Below are 14,048 nucleotides of genomic sequence, written 5' to 3'. Positions count from 1 at the left end.
CGGGTCATCCGAGCGGAAAACTGACCGGCACGACCGTCCCCTGTGGAACGAAGAACCCGGGTCCGGCACCGGGCGAGTCCATGCCCGGCGCGTGCGGCTGGCCCGGCAACATCGGCATCGCGTTGACCTGTGCCGACGCGAACAGCTGGACCCGTGGCGCGGCCGGCTGTTCCGGGCCGAGCCACTGCCGGAACCCGGTCACGGTCGCCGCCTCACCGGGAAACGCGTTGTCCAGCGCCACCGCGTAGCTGACCGCCGCCTGTTCACGCGGGTCGAACCGCAGCGGCACCGTCGAGCTCGCCACGCTGTTCACCAGCGGCCCGGTCAGCAGCCACGGCGCGACGTAAAGGCCGAACGGGTACGCCGGCTGTTCCCGTTGCGCGGCGGCCGCACCGTCCAGCGCCGAGGCCGCCCGCGCCCAGCCCGAGACCACCACCAGCGCGGCGCCCTCCGGCCGGACGGCGATCCCGTGGGCCGCAGCGGCTTCCCGGACCACGCGTCCCGCCGCCGTGCCGCGCGGGGTGGTGTCGTCGACGACCGTGATGGACTGGGTCTTGCGGTCGGCCAGGAACCCGACCAGCTTGCGCAGCGCGTCGGCATCCTCTTCGGACAGTTCATCGGCCGGGCAGCTCGTCAGCACGTCCTTGCGGCCGGCCACCAGCCCGCCCAGCGCGGTCGTCGCGCACTCCGGGCCGTCCGGTCCGGAAGCCGTCGGCACACCCACCGACGTGCCGGCGTCCACTTCCACGACCCGGTCGCCCACCACCAGCTCGCTGCGTCCCGCGGGCAGCTCGACCTCGGCCCAGTAACCGGAGGCGCCCGGCCGCGGGACCGCCTCGACGGACGTCCCGTCGCCGGTCCGCACCGAACCCGGCGCGGACAGGTGGACGAGGTTCACGCCCGGCCGCTGCGGGCTGACCAGCACCGGGGCGCCCCCGGCGTCGGCGAGCAGCGGGACCCCGGGCACCGGCAGCTCGGCCGGCTTCGGCAGCGCCACGACCGCGCTCCAGGCCAGGAACGCCGCGGCGACCCCGATCACGGCGAACCGCCGCGCGGCGGTGGCGGCGATCGGCAGCACGAGAGCGGCCAGCAACGCGACGCCGAACAACGTCTGGTAAACCCGCCGGTCGAAGGCCACCCCGGACAGCACCAGCTGCACGGCGGCCGCCAGCGCCAGGCCGCCGCCGAGGGTCCACGACAGCGCACCGAACCGGGGCGTGTCCACCCGCGCCAGCGCCAGCGCGGCCAGCCCGAACCAGACGGCCGTTCCGGCGACGTACACCGTGTCGACCGCGAACTCCACGCCGTTGCGGCCCAGCGCGGTCTCCAGGATCAGCAGCACGAGCAGCCCGACCGCGACCCAGCGGCCCACCGGCGGGCGGCGCGTGGTCAGCACCGGCACGGCCAGCACCAGCAGCGCGTGCACGACCGCGGCGACGACGTTGACGTCGAACGCGGCCGCCGACACGACGGCCAGCACCGCGGACAGGACGCCCAGCGCCGCCGTGACCTGTCCCAGCCGGCGCGGCAGCGTGTCCACCTGCGGGCGCAGCAGCCCGATCCCGGCGACGAAAGCCGTGGCGGGCAACAACACCAGCCGCACGATCAGCGCGGCCAGATCCAGCCCGGCCGAGCCGGTGACCGGATGGGACCCGTGGTCCATGAGGTACCTCTTCCAGCGCTAGGGGCGTTCAACGGGGGGTGCGCGCCGGGCCGTGCGTGGCCGGGCGGACCCGGCCACGCACGGCGGTGCTCACTTCACGTCCGCGTCGGCGACGACGAACAGTTCCGAGTGGGGTTTGGCGTTGCCGAACTCGCCGTGCGGCCACGACTTCCGGTTGAAGTTGATGCCCACCGCGCCGGTGAACTCGTCGCGGAAGTCCTGGTCCACGGTGGCCTTGCCGTCCCGCGACAGGTCCACGATGTTGACCTTGTGGTCACCGTCCAAACCGGACCGCGCAACGAAGTAGTTCGACACCGCGACCCGGTCCGGCGAGCTGGTCTCGTGGTAGAAACCGTCGCCGCCCAGCACGAAGTTGTCGAACGCGCCCCAGTGCGGGCCGGCACCCGGGGTGCCCGGGTTGATCGGCGCGGCACCCGCGAGCGTGGGCAGCACGCCGTTGTCCGCGCCGCTGCGCGCCTGCTCCTTGGTCTGGATGCCGGGACCGGCCCACTCCGGGCCCTGCGCCAGCAGGTTCTCGATGTTCAGCACGTAGACGCCCCCGGTGGTGCCGGGGTCGTCCGGCCCGAGGGTGCCCTTCTGCCGGCCCTGGATGGCGCGGTAGAGGAAGCGGTCGTCCGGGCTGGTCTGGATCCAGCCGCCGTTGGAGCTGGCGCCGATGCTGTCGTTGTTGCCCAGCGCCCGGTTCGCCGCGCCGTCGTCCCACACCTGGTACCAGTGGGGCTGCGGCTTGGTGATGTCCGGCGTGTAGAACACCGAACCGCCCTGCATGGTCTCGGCGAACGCGCCCTTGTGGCCGGGCAGGTTGGTCACCGTGGCCTCCATGGCCGCGCGGCTCTCCGCGTACAGCGGGTCGTAGTCCTTGGCCCGGGGGCCGTCCGGCAGATACGACACCGCCTTGAGCTTCGGGTTGTTGCGGTCGGAGATGTCCCAGGTCCGGATGGTGGGCCGGCGCAGGTACGGCGACGGCTGCTTGACCGGGTCCAGGATGATGTTGCGCGGTTCCGCGTAGTCACTGGTGACCAGCGTGTTCAGGTCCTCGCGGGCCTGGATGCCGTGCGGGTTGGCGCAGGTCGCCTGGGTGAGCGTCGGCAGGTTCTCGCACAGCTTCGCGTCGTCGCCCTGCGGGGTCGCCGCCGAGGTCTGCGACAGCACCCGCGCGTTCTGGTCGAAGCGCACGACCTCGCCGGGGCTGCCGGCGAACCCGTTGCCGACCACTGTCTGGCCGTTGGCGTAGGTGTACGGGCCGGGTGCGACCGGCCCACCCATGTACGTGCCGTACGCGGTGCCGTCCTTGAGCACCCAGTAGGCGTCCGGCACGGAACCGCCGAGCGTCTGCGTCGGCAGGCTGATGCCCTTGAGCTTGAGCTGCGGCAACGCGCTCACGTCGAACGCGTACGTCGCCGCGGCGAACAACGCCCCGGCGTAGATGGTGTCGCCCTTGTGCCACACGTACTGCATGTGGTGCGGCTCGTTCTCGACCAGCGGGCCGACGGTGGCGGTGTTGACGACCTTGCCGTACGTCGGCGAACCCTTGGTGGCGTCGATGACGGCGAGGAAGTCCGGGCCGGGCAGGGCGTTCTTGGCCTTGTTCAGGCCGCCGCCGAGGGTGCCCGGCAGGTTCTTCACGTCCTTGACGGCCGTGTCCGCGATGTTCTCGTCACCGGCCCAGACGAGCAGCCATTCCTTGCGCTGCGCACCCTCGCTGCGGATTTTCGCGAGATCCCCGCCGACGAGGTGGTTCTCCACCCAGTACTGCTTGCCGTCCGCGGCGGTCTTCGCGTCGGTGACGACCTGCACGTCCGCGTAGGCGCTGCTCGTGCCCGTGTAGGTCACGGCACCGGCGGCGATCGCGACCGCCGCCGTGCCGGTCAACAGTTTTCGCCATCCTGGCGATTTCAGGCGCATGCCTTCTCCATGTTCGTTCCCATGAAAACGCGTGCCCGGAAATGGGCACAGTTCTCCCCCGGAATGCCGAAAGGGGAAGCTCGGGTCAGCTACGGGCGCCGTGTGGACACAGGGCGCTGGACTGCCGCAGCAGGTCGACAAACAGCCGCACTGTCAGCGTGTGACTGATCAACATGGAGCGGAATGCTCCCGTTTGGCCCAGAGGGCGTCAAACCAGTGTCAAAGGTTGGGAATCACCCACAGGAAAAGTTCCCCGTTTCACTCTGTCGAGTGAGTTCCCAGGTCGTCCGATACGGACGGTCAGCCGCGGCGACGTCGCGTGTGGACGGTCCGGGTCAGGCGGGCTGGAGGGTGTCGGCCTCTTCGGTGGGCGGCGGGGTGATGGGGTCGTCCGCCGGGTGGCGCCCGTGCTGCGTGACGAGGACGACCGTCGCGCCCTCCTCGGCGCCGGCGGTGCCGACCGGCGCCTGCGCGACGACCACACCGTCCTCGGGCGCCGGCATCCCCTCCGGGCCGGCCGGCACCAGCCCGGCGCGGCGCACGATGGCGCACGCGTCGCCGGCGCCCAGACCCACCACGTCAGGCACCTCGACTACCGGCCGGTGTCGCCGCATGAGGTCGAGTCTAGGCGTTCGCCCGCGCACGGCAGGGGTATTCCGGAACCGCGAGAGCCGACCGAGGAGGACACCATGGTCCATCCCGAACCTCCCGGTCCCGAGCCGATCCCGCCCGGGCCGGGTCCCGAACCGGTGCCGCCCACACCACCCGAACCACCGCCGCCACCCACACCACCGGAGCCACCGATGCCGCCGCCGGGTCCGCCGATGCCGATATCCTGACCGCGTGGCGGTGACCGGCTGGCGACGCGTGGTGCTCTTGTGCCTACTCGCCCTGGGCCTGGTCGGCATGCACCACATCGCCGGTGCCGCCGCGCCCGAGAGCCCGGCCATGAGCGTGCCGGCCGACGCCGGGCATCCCGTCGGCCACCAGGATCACGGCATGAGGCACGACGTGCTGCACCTGTGCCTCGCCGTCCTGCTCGCCGGTGTGGTGCTCGGCCTCGGGATGCTGCTGCGCGCGATCCGGACCCCGCCACCGTCGCGCCGCCCAGCGGGGTGTCCCCGCTCGCGCGCGCCCGGCCGTCCCTCCGGGCGCGCGATGCTCGACCACACGTGTGTGCTGCGGCTGTGATCGGCGCTCGCCCGCCGAATTCGCAACTGCAAACACACGAGAGGTCTTTTTTCCATGCGCAAGATCCTCGGCGGTCTCCTGCTGACCGCCGCACTCCTCACGGCCTGTACCGGGCAGTCCGCCGCACCCCCGCGGCAGCCCGATCACAACCAGGCCGACGTCGGGTTCGTGTCGATGATGATCCCCCACCACGAGGGTGCCGTGGAGATGGCGAAGCTGGCGCCGGGGCGTGCCGCCGACCCGCGGGTGCTCGACCTCGCGGGCCGCATCCAGCGGGCACAGGCCCCGGAGATCCAGCAGATGCGGGGCTGGCTCACGAGCTGGGGCGCACCGGCCGCGCCGGCCGGCCACTCGATGCCGGGTGACACGGGTGGCGACGGGACGGCCATGCTCGAGCACGCCACCGGCAGCGAATTCGACCAGGAGTTCCTCCGGATGATGACCGAACACCACGAGGGTGCGGTCGAGATGGCGCGGACCGAGCTGACGCAGGGCGTCAACGGCGAGGCCAAGGCGCTGGCCCAGCGCATCACCGAGACCCAGCAAGCCGAGATCACCGAGATGCGAGCGATCCTCGGCTGACGGTCGCGGCGGGGCGGGACCGGTGCCCGCCCCGCCGTCACGGCCGGATCGCCCCGATCCGCAGGCACACCCCCAAGGTCAGGCCGACGATGCCGACGAACAGCAGGAACACGTTCGCGGCCACTGCGCCCACCCCGATCATCGCCCCGCCGAACACCATCAGCGCGAGGCACAGGAGCCGGCGCGGCAGGCCCAGGTGACGGAGCCGCCCGTCGCGCAGTGATCTGGTCAGCTCGGGATCCGTGATCTCGAACCACTGCTCGATCGCTCTCAGCTGCTGCTGCTCGTTCCGGCTCAACATGCTGCCGCCCCTGGTCGCCGCTGACTGGTCCGCTCCGGCGGATACCCGGATCAGCGCAGGTCAATCCGGGTGCAACAGGCCGCTGGGTCACGCGGACGGGTGAACCCGGGCGGCGGTTACCGTGACGCTACCCACCCGGCCGGCGCCCGCTCGGCTGGTTTTTCCCGCCACGGCGCTGGGTACGCGCCGACGGTGCAAGACCCAGAGGTGAATGTCGCGGATCGGGCAGTCGTCAAACGGGCGGTCGGCGCCGCGGCGATCGGCAACATCACCGAGTGGTACGACTTCGGCGTCTACGGCTACCTGACCACCACGATCAGCAAGGTGTTCTTCACCGACCTGCCCGCCCCGGTCGCGACGATCGCGACGTTCGGGTTGTTCGCGGTGTCGTTCCTGATCCGGCCGTTCGGCGGCCTGCTGTTCGGTCCGCTGTCCGATCGCATCGGCCGCAAACGCGTGCTGTCGCTCACCGTCATCCTGATGGCGGTGGGCACGTTCGCGATCGGCGTCGTGCCCGGGTACGCGACCATCGGCATCGCCGCGCCGCTGCTGGTCCTCCTCGCCCGGCTGGTGCAGGGCGTGTCGACCGGCGGCGAGTACGGCAGCGCGATGACCTTCATCGCCGAGTACGCGCCGGACCGCCGCCGCGGGTTCCTCGGCAGCTGGCTCGAGTTCGGCACGCTCACCGGCTACGCGTTGGGCGCCACGATCGCGACCGTCCTGACCGCGGTGCTCACACCGGCGCAGCTGCTCAGCTGGGGCTGGCGGATCCCGTTCCTGATCGCGCTGCCGATCGGCATGGTCGGCCTCTACCTGCGGCTGCGCCTGGAGGAGACCCCGGCGTTCGCGAACTTCGTCGCCGGCGAGGGCAAGCAGCGCGGGACCGCCCGGGACGAGTTGCGCACGATCTTCGCCCGACACTGGCCGGCGATGCTGCTGTGCGCCGGGCTGGTGCTCGCCTGGAACGTGACGAACTACATGCTCACCAGCTACATGCCGACCTACCTGACCGACACGCTGCCCGGCCACGGACACGACGGCGTCGGGGAGACCGCCGCGCAGGTGCTCCAGATCGTCGTGCTGGTCCTGCTGATGTTCGTGGTGACCGTGCTCGGCCGGCTGTCCGACCGGTTCGGGCGGCGCCCGGTCGTGCTGGCCGGGTGCCTCGGGCTGATCGTGCTGTCGTTGCCGTCGGTGCTGCTGCTCCGCGCCGGCGGTGGCGTGGCGACGTTCGCCGGGCTCGCGATCATGGGACTGACGCTGGTGTGCTTCTCCAGCACGCTGCCCTCGACGCTGCCCGCGATGTTCCCCACCCGCATCCGTGCCGGGGCGCTGTCGATCGCGTTCAACATCTCCGTGTCGCTGTTCGGTGGCACCACGTCGACCGTGATGGGCGCGCTGGTGGCCGGCACCGGCGACCTGAACTGGCCCGCGTACTACCTGATCGCGGCCGGGATCATCGGTGCGATCTGCATCTTCTGCACCCGCGAGTCGGCCGGCCGTCCGCTGGCCGGCTCGGCGCCGATCGTCAGCGCCGAGGAGATGTCCGCCTCACGCCGCTGACGCCACGAGCACCGGTTCGACGGCGTGGCGGCGCGCTCGCTGCACCGCGAGGATCGCCACCGCGGTGGCCACCAGCGTGACCGCACCCGCGACCATGAGCGCGTGCCCGGCACCGAGCCGCTCGCACATCCAGCCGAGCAGCGGCGCGCCGGTGGCGCCCGCGGCCGCCGCGACCGCCCCGTCGATCGCGAGCACCCGGCCGCGCATGTCCTCCGCCGAGTCGAGCTGCAGGCGCGTGCTCTTCGCGGTGTCGATGAGGACCGCCCCGGCGGCGATGGGCAGGATCACGGCGCCGAACCCCAGCATGCCGGGCAGGAACCCGCTGACCCCCTGCAGGACGCTGGTCACCACGGCGGCGCCGAGCAGCAGCGGCAGGGTGAGCTCCCGGACCCGCGCCGCGACGACGCCGCCGATCACGGTGCCGACCGCGAAGACGGCGGACAGCAGGCCGTAACCGGCGGCCCCCGCGTGCAGTGGGCCGTCGGCCATCGCGGCCATGGTCACCTGGTAGTTGCGGCCCAGACCGGACAGCACGAACCCGAGGGTGAACAACACGACCAGACGGTGGCTGCCGCGCACGTAGGCCAGGCCCGCGCGCACCCCGGCACGCTCCGGCCGGGCGACGGCGAGCGGGTGCAACTCGTGCGTGCGGATGACGAGGATCGTGACGATCACGGCCACGAAGCTGGCCGCGTTGAGCACGAAGAGCAGGGCGTTGCCGACCGCGGCGGCGAGCACGCCGGCGAGGCTCATGCCGAGGACGCGGCCGGCGGAGTTGACGATCGAACCGAGCGCGAGGGCGTTGCCCAGGTCGCGCCGGGGTACCACTTGCCCGGCGAACCGGCCCAGCGCGGGCGATTCGAACGCGCCCACCAGCCCGGCGAGCGCGGTGAGGCCGAAGACGGTGGCCAGCGGCATGTCCCGCCACACCATGAAGCCCAGGAGCAGCGCGATGACCAGGTGCGTGGTCTGGCCCGCGAGGATGATCCGCCGCGGCGGGAAGCGGTCGGCGATCGCGCCCGCCCACGGCCCGACGAGCAGGGCCGGGACGGTGGACAGCACCACCGACAGCCCGACCGAAGTGGCCGAGCCGGTGCGGGCCAGCACCACCCAGTTCAGACCGAGGACCTGCATCCACGTGCCGGTCACCGACACGAGATCGGCGGCCGCCCACAGGCGGTAGTTGTGGTTTCCGAGCGCGCGGATCATCGGCGGCAGTTTTCGCCGCAAGGGAGTTCCTTCCGAAAAGCCGGGGTGGTCCCGATCGGGTCCCGGCAGTGGGACGTGCTTCCGGCCCGTCAGGGCCGGCCGTCCCGGGCGGTCGGGCCCGGGCGCCGCCCAACGGTACCTGCGGCTGCGGGCGGTGTCCCTGTGTCGATGACGACAAGCGGCGCTGCTAACGCTTCTGCGCTGTGGCGAGAGCCGCACTCCCGGCCCGGGCTGCCTCTCGGGCGGGCGAGGTGCGGCCCGGGCCGGCTGCCGCCCCGGGCTCGGCGCCCGAGACGATGCGATGTCCCGGCCAACACGTGGCGCGGAGCGGCCAACACGCCGACCGGAGCGGCCAACACGGCGCCCGGGGCGGTGAACACGCGCGGATGGCGGGTGGGTGGGAAAGCGCTTTCTGGTCCTAGGTGGACAGGCGGCGCTGGTTGGTGTGCCGGTCCCGCAGTGCCTCGAGCTGGTTGCGCACGTCCTCGACATCCCAGCGGTACTGGCCGCCGGGGGTGACGAGTGCCGGTTTGATCCAGCCGCGCTCGGCGTACCGGCTGATCGAACGCCGCGACAGGCCGAGCTCGGCCGCGAGCTCACCCGAGCCCACCGTGCGTCGGTGTGCAGTCATGATCGTCACCGTATTGGGTGACGCGTGCGGTCCGCACGACCTATGGCCTCATTGGCCCGAAATACCTTGGTGTCCCGGTTGGCCGGTTTGACTCGATCGGGCTATTGAGGTGGCCGGCGGGACGCGGAAGCATCACGTCGAGCCCGCCCGCCCACTGTCGCGGACGCACCGGGCCGGCTCCACTCGTGCTCGCCGCGGCACACTGTGGATAGCATTCCGGCTCGTCCAACTTCCGGGTGCGGAAGGGGTGACATGTCGGGAGGGCGGCACGGCCAGGTGGCGAGCCGTCGGGTCTTCCGCCGCGTGCGCTGTCCGGTGTGCGGGGAACGGCGACGCGAAATGCGGGTGTTCGGCACGCCGTGGCAGGACGAGGCCGGAAACGTCAAGCCGCGCCACCGGATCCGCGCGGAACTCGGCGCGCAGGCGCGGGCCTGGACGCCCGAGCCGCGCTGTGACCGGTGCCGCCGGCTCTGATCTCGGAGCAGCTGCCCGGTTATCGGGTGCGCGCGCCGGCCGGCAAGGACACCGGCACGCTGGGAACGATCAAATCCACGATGTCCGCGGCAGCAGCCGCCGCCCTGCGCGACTGAGCTGGTCTCTTACGCGCGAGGGCGCCACCAGTTCCGGTGGCGCCCCCGCGGTCCGAGCTCGCCGGGCTACTTGTCCTCGGCGGGCAGCGGGGTTCCGGTGGGCACCTTGTCGGTCCGGGCGTCCGCCTCCAGCGGGTCCGACTCGACGGCGGGCAGCGACTCCGCGCCGGGCGCCGGTTCGGGCTGCGGGCGGCGCTTGACCGCCGACAACAGCAGCTGCGAGACGTCCACGACCTCGACCTTCTCGCTCGCCTTGCCGTCGTTCTGCCGCGCGGTCACCCCGTCGGTGAGCATCACCCGGCAGAACGGGCAGCCGGTCGCGATCTTCGACGGTGCGGTGCCGAGCGCTTCGTCCACGCGCTCGATGTTGATCCGCTTGCCGATCTTCTCTTCCATCCACATCCGGGCACCGCCCGCGCCGCAGCACATCGACCGGTCCCCGTGCCGCGGCATCTCGCGGAACTGCGCGCCGGACGCGCCGACCAGCTCACGCGGCGCCTCGTACACCTTGTTGTGGCGGCCGAGGTAGCACGGGTCGTGGTAGGTGACGTCGTCCGCGATCGGCGCCACCGGCACCAGCCGCTTCTCCCGCACCAGGCGGTTCAGCAGCTGCGTGTGGTGCACCACCTCGAACTGCCCACCCAGCTCGGGGTACTCGTTGGCGAGGGTGTTGAAGCAGTGCGCACAGGTCGCGACGATCTTGCGGTTGCCCGGCTCGCGCCCCTCGAACACCGAGTTCAGCACCTCGACGTTCTGCTGCGCGAGCATCTGGAACAGGAACTCGTTGCCGGCGCGGCGGGCCGGGTCACCGGTGCAGGACTCCTCCGGGCCGAGCACCGCGTACTTGACCCCGGCGATGTGCAGCAGCTCGGCGACCGCGCGGGTCGTCTTCTTCGCGCGGTCTTCGAACGCACCGGCGCAGCCGACCCAGAACAGGTACTCGGTGTCGCCCAGCTCGCCGTCGAACACCGGCACCTCGAAGTCCAGGTCCTCCGCCCAGGCCAACCGGTCCTTGGCGTTCTGGCCCCACGGGTTGCCCTTGTTCTCCAGGTTCTTGAACATCCCGTTCAGCTCGGTCGGGAAGTTCGACTCGATCATCACCTGGTAGCGCCGCATGTCGACGATGTGGTCGACGTGCTCGATGTCCACCGGGCACTGCTCGACGCAGGCACCGCAGGTGGTGCACGACCAGAGCACGTCCGGGTCGATGACACCGCCGTCATCGCCGACCAGCGGCCGCTCCGCCTCGGCCAGGGCGAGCACGTCGATGCCGGCGTACGGGTTCTCGCCGGTCAGGCCCACCTCTTCCCCGGTGACGTCCTTCTTGCCACCGGCGAGCAGGTACGGCGCCTTCGCGTAGGCGTGGTCGCGCAGCTGCGTGATGACCAGCTTCGGCGACAACGGCTTGCCGGTGTTCCACGCCGGGCACTGCGACTGGCAGCGGCCGCACTCGGTGCAGGTGGTGAAGTCCAGCCAGCCCTTCCAGCTGAAGTCCTCGACCCGGCCGGCCCCGAAGACGTCCTTCTCCGGGTCGGCCTCCTCGAAGTCGAGCGGCTTGCCCCCGCTCATCATCGGCTTGAGCCGGCCCAGCGCGACCCCGCCGTCGTCCTCGCGCTTGAAGTAGATGTTGAAGAACGCGCTGAACCGGTGCCAGGCCACGCCCATGGTCAGCGTCTGGCCCACGACGTAGAGCCAGATCATCCCGGACAGCAGCTTGACCAGCGCGGTGATGGTGACCGCGACCGTGCTGGCCGGCAGGATCTCGGCGAGCGGCTTCGTGACGAAGCTCGTCCACAGCGCCGGGTCCTCGATGCCGCTGGAGATCTTGAACGCCTTCACGCCGAGGATGCCCAGGCCCTCGACGATCACCACGGTCTCGACGAAGTAGGCCTGCTTGAAGTTCGACCCGGCGAAGCGCGACTGCCGGTCGGCGCGGCGCGGGTGGTTGAGCTGGCGGACGACCACCAGGGCGAGGCCGCCGACCACGGTGCCCAGCCCGAGCAGTTCGGTGAGCAGCAGCCAGATGCTCCAGGCGCCGATGACCGGCCAGTGGAAGTGCGGGTCGAACGTCTCGCCGTACGCCTCGAACCAGGACAGCGAGCCGATCAGGAAGCCCCACATGACCAGCCAGTGCCAGGGGCCGACGTGGCGGAACTTGTTCATCCGCGTGTGGGCGGCGAACTCCTTGATCAGCGTGGCGAGGCGCGGCCCGAACGGGCCGTTGCGCGTGCCGTCCGGTTGTCCGAGCCGGATGATCCGGACCATCCGGTACACGCCGGTGCCGAACATGATCCAAGCGACGATGCTTACGGCGACGCCGACCACGCCCAGCGTGATCTGCAGTGCACCCATGATCGGGGCCTTTCGTCCGTGTGGTGGGTTGGCGGGAGCCTAACCGGATTTACCCATGAGTAACCGATCGGCGCGACTCGAGTCCCACGAGTGTGGCGTAGGACTCGCTGGATACCGGGACGATCGTACCGGTAGTTTAACGAGATGGTTGCCTATTTGCTCCTCGCTCTGGCCATCGCGGCCGAGGTCACCGCTACTGTTTCGATGAAGTTGTCGGAGGGCTTCACCAAACTGTGGCCCTCGCTGGTCGTGGTGGCCGGGTACCTCGTCGCGTTCGCCGCGCTCGCGAGCGTGCTCAAGCGCGGGATGCCGGTCGGGGTGGCGTACGCGATCTGGGCGGCGGTGGGCGTCGCGGCCGTCGCACTGATCGGGGTGCTGTTCCTCGGGGAGACGGTCAACCTGACCATCGTGGCCGGGCTGGCGCTGGTGATCGGCGGGGTCGTGCTGATCGAGGTGGGCTCGGCGTGAAACCGCAGCGCGACGGCCGCCGGGCGCGCGGCGAGAAGCGTCGGCAGGAAATCATCGACGCGGCACTGCGGGTGATCGAGCGGGACGGGGTCGCCGGGGTCACGCACCGGACGGTGGCCGCGGAGGCCGGGGTGCCCACGACCTCGACGACGTACCACTTCGAAACACTGGACGACCTGCTGATCGCGACGTTGATCTCGTGCGCGCGCGACATGGCGACCGAGGTGTACTGGACGATCGACCGGGCGCGCTCCCGGGGCAGCCGCGGGGCGTCCGAAGTGGCCACGCTACTGGCGGAGGCGCTCGGACCGCGGCGCGGCCGGACGATGGCGGAGTACGAGCTGTACCTGCTGGCCGCGCGGCGACCGGAGTTGCGGCCCGCCGCACGGCGGTGGCTGGACGTGCTGACGTCGATGGTGCGGCCGGACGACCTGGTGGCGTTGCGGGTGTTCCTGGCCGGCATCGACGGCCTGCTCATCCAGGGCCTGATCGACGACGAGCCGCCGACGGCGGAAGAGCTGCGGCCGACGGTGGAGTACCTTCTCAAACCGCGTTGAACCGGGCAAGCCCGCGTTGAACGGGCAACCGAACATGGTTCAACCACGTCCAGAACGCGTGGACATGGACATGAACATCGTCATCTTCCAGGTCAAGGGCAGGGAGGACGATCTGGCCCGGGGAGTTGCGCCGGCGAAGGACGAGGACGCCGTGCGGCAGGCGTGGCGCCAGGTGCAGGCGGAGCGCAACATCCAGGCCACGGACGTGACCAGGGTGCACTGCCTGTGGCAGCCGTCCCGGGTGGACCGGGTTTTCCTGGCCGGGATGTTCGGCCGCGTCGAGCGCACCCACCAGTTCGACCGCCCCGAGGGTGACGACTGGAGCGCGGCACTGGCACACGCGGGCGAGGTGATGGCGCGGGCCGCCGAGGAAGCAGCGCGGGAGCGCGCCGAGGAGACGGTCGCGGACGACGGGGAAGACGGCGAATGGCTGCCCGTCCTGCACACCCACGACAGCCCGTTGGAGCACTACGCCTCCGTGCCGGTGGTGGCGGGCAGGCTCTACCTCGGCTTCGCGCGGACCACGGTCACCTCCGCCGGCCGGGTCGGCATGCTCCACCTGATGCGGAACACGGTCGAGGCGATGAGCGAGGACGAGTACCTGGCGCTGGCGGGCGAAGCGATGACCAACCTCAAGCGGGGGCTGGTCCTCAGGACGTACACCGATGCGGAGAAGGGCACCCTGCTCACCCTGGGCCGCGGCGACGACAACCTGTGCGCCGGGTCCGCGATCGTGCTGGACGACTTCCACGAGAACGCCGCCGGGAAGGTCGGCGAGGACACCGTGGTGGTGGGGCTGATCAGCCCGGACCACATCGTCGTGGCGGGCGCGAGCTCGGCCTGGGCCGGGGAGATCGAGGAGTGGGTGCGCACCTCGCCCGACGCGAGCGGCGACCTGGTGCCCTGCGCGCTGCGGCTCGACGGCTCACCGGACATCGAAATCATCACCGAGCGCCCGAGCGGCCGGCTACCGGCCGACGTCACCGCGTGAGCTGCCGGGGCCCCGGTGGCGCCG

Annotated in this window: 14 protein-coding genes; 7 read left to right on the top strand and 7 right to left on the bottom strand. The window is 71.2% G+C overall.

Going from position 1 to position 14,048, the window contains the following annotated elements; all coding sequences use genetic code 11:
- Positions 1–4 precede the first annotated feature (4 nt).
- From FHX45_RS17335 to FHX45_RS17325, 3 genes are all read right to left on the bottom strand, one after another.
- Complete coding sequence (locus FHX45_RS17335; RefSeq protein WP_167102789.1) at positions 5–1,663, bottom strand: hypothetical protein; 1,659 nt, start codon at positions 1,661–1,663, stop codon at positions 5–7.
- 90 nt (positions 1,664–1,753) lie between these two features.
- On the bottom strand, positions 1,754–3,589 hold the full coding sequence (locus FHX45_RS17330; RefSeq protein ID WP_167102785.1) for a hypothetical protein: 1,836 nt from the start codon (positions 3,587–3,589) through the stop codon (positions 1,754–1,756).
- Between the two features lie 335 nt (positions 3,590–3,924).
- Positions 3,925–4,167, bottom strand: coding sequence for a hypothetical protein (locus tag FHX45_RS17325; protein ID WP_424923814.1), 243 nt, complete (start codon positions 4,165–4,167; stop codon positions 3,925–3,927).
- A 265-nt stretch (positions 4,168–4,432) separates the two neighbouring features.
- Between FHX45_RS17325 and FHX45_RS17320 the strand changes: the two genes are divergently transcribed.
- Positions 4,433–4,780 carry a hypothetical protein gene (locus FHX45_RS17320; RefSeq protein WP_341771498.1) on the top strand — a complete coding sequence of 116 codons (348 nt, stop codon included), beginning with the start codon at positions 4,433–4,435 and terminating at the stop codon, positions 4,778–4,780.
- Between the two features lie 54 nt (positions 4,781–4,834).
- On the top strand, positions 4,835–5,362 hold the full coding sequence (locus FHX45_RS17315) for a DUF305 domain-containing protein (protein ID WP_167102782.1): 528 nt from the start codon (positions 4,835–4,837) through the stop codon (positions 5,360–5,362).
- Between the two features lie 37 nt (positions 5,363–5,399).
- Here FHX45_RS17315 and FHX45_RS17310 read toward each other — a convergent pair whose 3' ends face one another.
- Complete coding sequence (locus FHX45_RS17310; protein WP_167102779.1) at positions 5,400–5,663, bottom strand: DUF3040 domain-containing protein; 264 nt, start codon at positions 5,661–5,663, stop codon at positions 5,400–5,402.
- 207 nt (positions 5,664–5,870) lie between these two features.
- On the opposite strand from FHX45_RS17310, the gene FHX45_RS17305 reads away from it, so the two are divergent.
- Entirely contained in the window at positions 5,871–7,226 is a 1,356-nt protein-coding gene (locus FHX45_RS17305; RefSeq protein ID WP_167102775.1) for an MFS transporter, read from the top strand.
- Here the strand turns inward: FHX45_RS17305 and FHX45_RS17300 are convergent.
- Positions 7,215–8,435, bottom strand: a complete 1,221-nt coding sequence (locus tag FHX45_RS17300) for an MFS transporter (protein WP_167102772.1) — start codon at positions 8,433–8,435, stop codon at positions 7,215–7,217. The two genes, FHX45_RS17305 and FHX45_RS17300, sit on opposite strands and share 12 nt — an antisense overlap.
- Positions 8,436–8,853: 418 nt before the next feature.
- A complete protein-coding gene (locus FHX45_RS17295; protein WP_208405963.1) occupies positions 8,854–9,066 on the bottom strand; it encodes a MerR family transcriptional regulator in 213 nt (70 codons plus the stop codon).
- Between the two features lie 458 nt (positions 9,067–9,524).
- On the opposite strand from FHX45_RS17295, the gene FHX45_RS17290 reads away from it, so the two are divergent.
- A complete protein-coding gene (locus tag FHX45_RS17290) occupies positions 9,525–9,656 on the top strand; it encodes a hypothetical protein (RefSeq protein ID WP_424923813.1) in 132 nt (43 codons plus the stop codon).
- A 66-nt stretch (positions 9,657–9,722) separates the two neighbouring features.
- Here FHX45_RS17290 and FHX45_RS17285 read toward each other — a convergent pair whose 3' ends face one another.
- Positions 9,723–12,008, bottom strand: coding sequence for a (Fe-S)-binding protein (locus FHX45_RS17285; RefSeq protein WP_167102770.1), 2,286 nt, complete (start codon positions 12,006–12,008; stop codon positions 9,723–9,725).
- Between the two features lie 144 nt (positions 12,009–12,152).
- Here FHX45_RS17285 and FHX45_RS17280 point away from each other — a divergent pair, with 144 nt between their 5' ends.
- The 3 genes from FHX45_RS17280 (at position 12,153) to FHX45_RS17270 (ending at position 14,024) form a co-directional block, all read left to right on the top strand.
- Positions 12,153–12,476 carry a DMT family transporter gene (locus tag FHX45_RS17280; protein WP_167102767.1) on the top strand — a complete coding sequence of 108 codons (324 nt, stop codon included), beginning with the start codon at positions 12,153–12,155 and terminating at the stop codon, positions 12,474–12,476.
- Positions 12,473–13,033 carry a TetR family transcriptional regulator gene (locus FHX45_RS17275; protein ID WP_167102764.1) on the top strand — a complete coding sequence of 187 codons (561 nt, stop codon included), beginning with the start codon at positions 12,473–12,475 and terminating at the stop codon, positions 13,031–13,033. The genes FHX45_RS17280 and FHX45_RS17275 overlap by 4 nt, the downstream gene beginning before the upstream one ends.
- Positions 13,034–13,103: 70 nt before the next feature.
- Positions 13,104–14,024 (top strand): hypothetical protein, encoded by a 921-nt coding sequence (locus tag FHX45_RS17270; RefSeq protein WP_167102761.1) that lies wholly within the window; start codon positions 13,104–13,106, stop codon positions 14,022–14,024.
- The last annotated feature ends 24 nt before the right edge of the window (positions 14,025–14,048 follow it).

Source organism: Amycolatopsis granulosa, from assembly GCF_011758745.1.
Lineage (GTDB): Bacteria > Actinomycetota > Actinomycetes > Mycobacteriales > Pseudonocardiaceae > Amycolatopsis_E > Amycolatopsis_E granulosa.
The sequence above is the reverse complement of the archived record's forward strand: the minus strand, read 5'-3'. Positions and strand labels throughout refer to the sequence as shown.

Bases quoted from the DNA above. Each gene is read 5' to 3' on its own strand.
- FHX45_RS17300 (WP_167102772.1), bottom strand. From the start codon at position 8,435: ATGATCCGCGCGCTCGGAAACCACAACTACCGCCTGTGGGCGGCCGCC.
- FHX45_RS17335 (WP_167102789.1), bottom strand. From the start codon at position 1,663: ATGGACCACGGGTCCCATCCGGTCACCGGCTCGGCCGGGCTGGATCTG.
- FHX45_RS17295 (WP_208405963.1), bottom strand. From the start codon at position 9,066: ATGACTGCACACCGACGCACGGTGGGCTCGGGTGAGCTCGCGGCCGAG.
- FHX45_RS17285 (WP_167102770.1), bottom strand. From the start codon at position 12,008: ATGGGTGCACTGCAGATCACGCTGGGCGTGGTCGGCGTCGCCGTAAGC.
- FHX45_RS17310 (WP_167102779.1), bottom strand. From the start codon at position 5,663: ATGTTGAGCCGGAACGAGCAGCAGCAGCTGAGAGCGATCGAGCAGTGG.
- FHX45_RS17280 (WP_167102767.1), top strand. From the start codon at position 12,153: ATGGTTGCCTATTTGCTCCTCGCTCTGGCCATCGCGGCCGAGGTCACC.
- FHX45_RS17315 (WP_167102782.1), top strand. From the start codon at position 4,835: ATGCGCAAGATCCTCGGCGGTCTCCTGCTGACCGCCGCACTCCTCACG.
- FHX45_RS17270 (WP_167102761.1), top strand. From the start codon at position 13,104: ATGAACATCGTCATCTTCCAGGTCAAGGGCAGGGAGGACGATCTGGCC.
- FHX45_RS17330 (WP_167102785.1), bottom strand. From the start codon at position 3,589: ATGCGCCTGAAATCGCCAGGATGGCGAAAACTGTTGACCGGCACGGCG.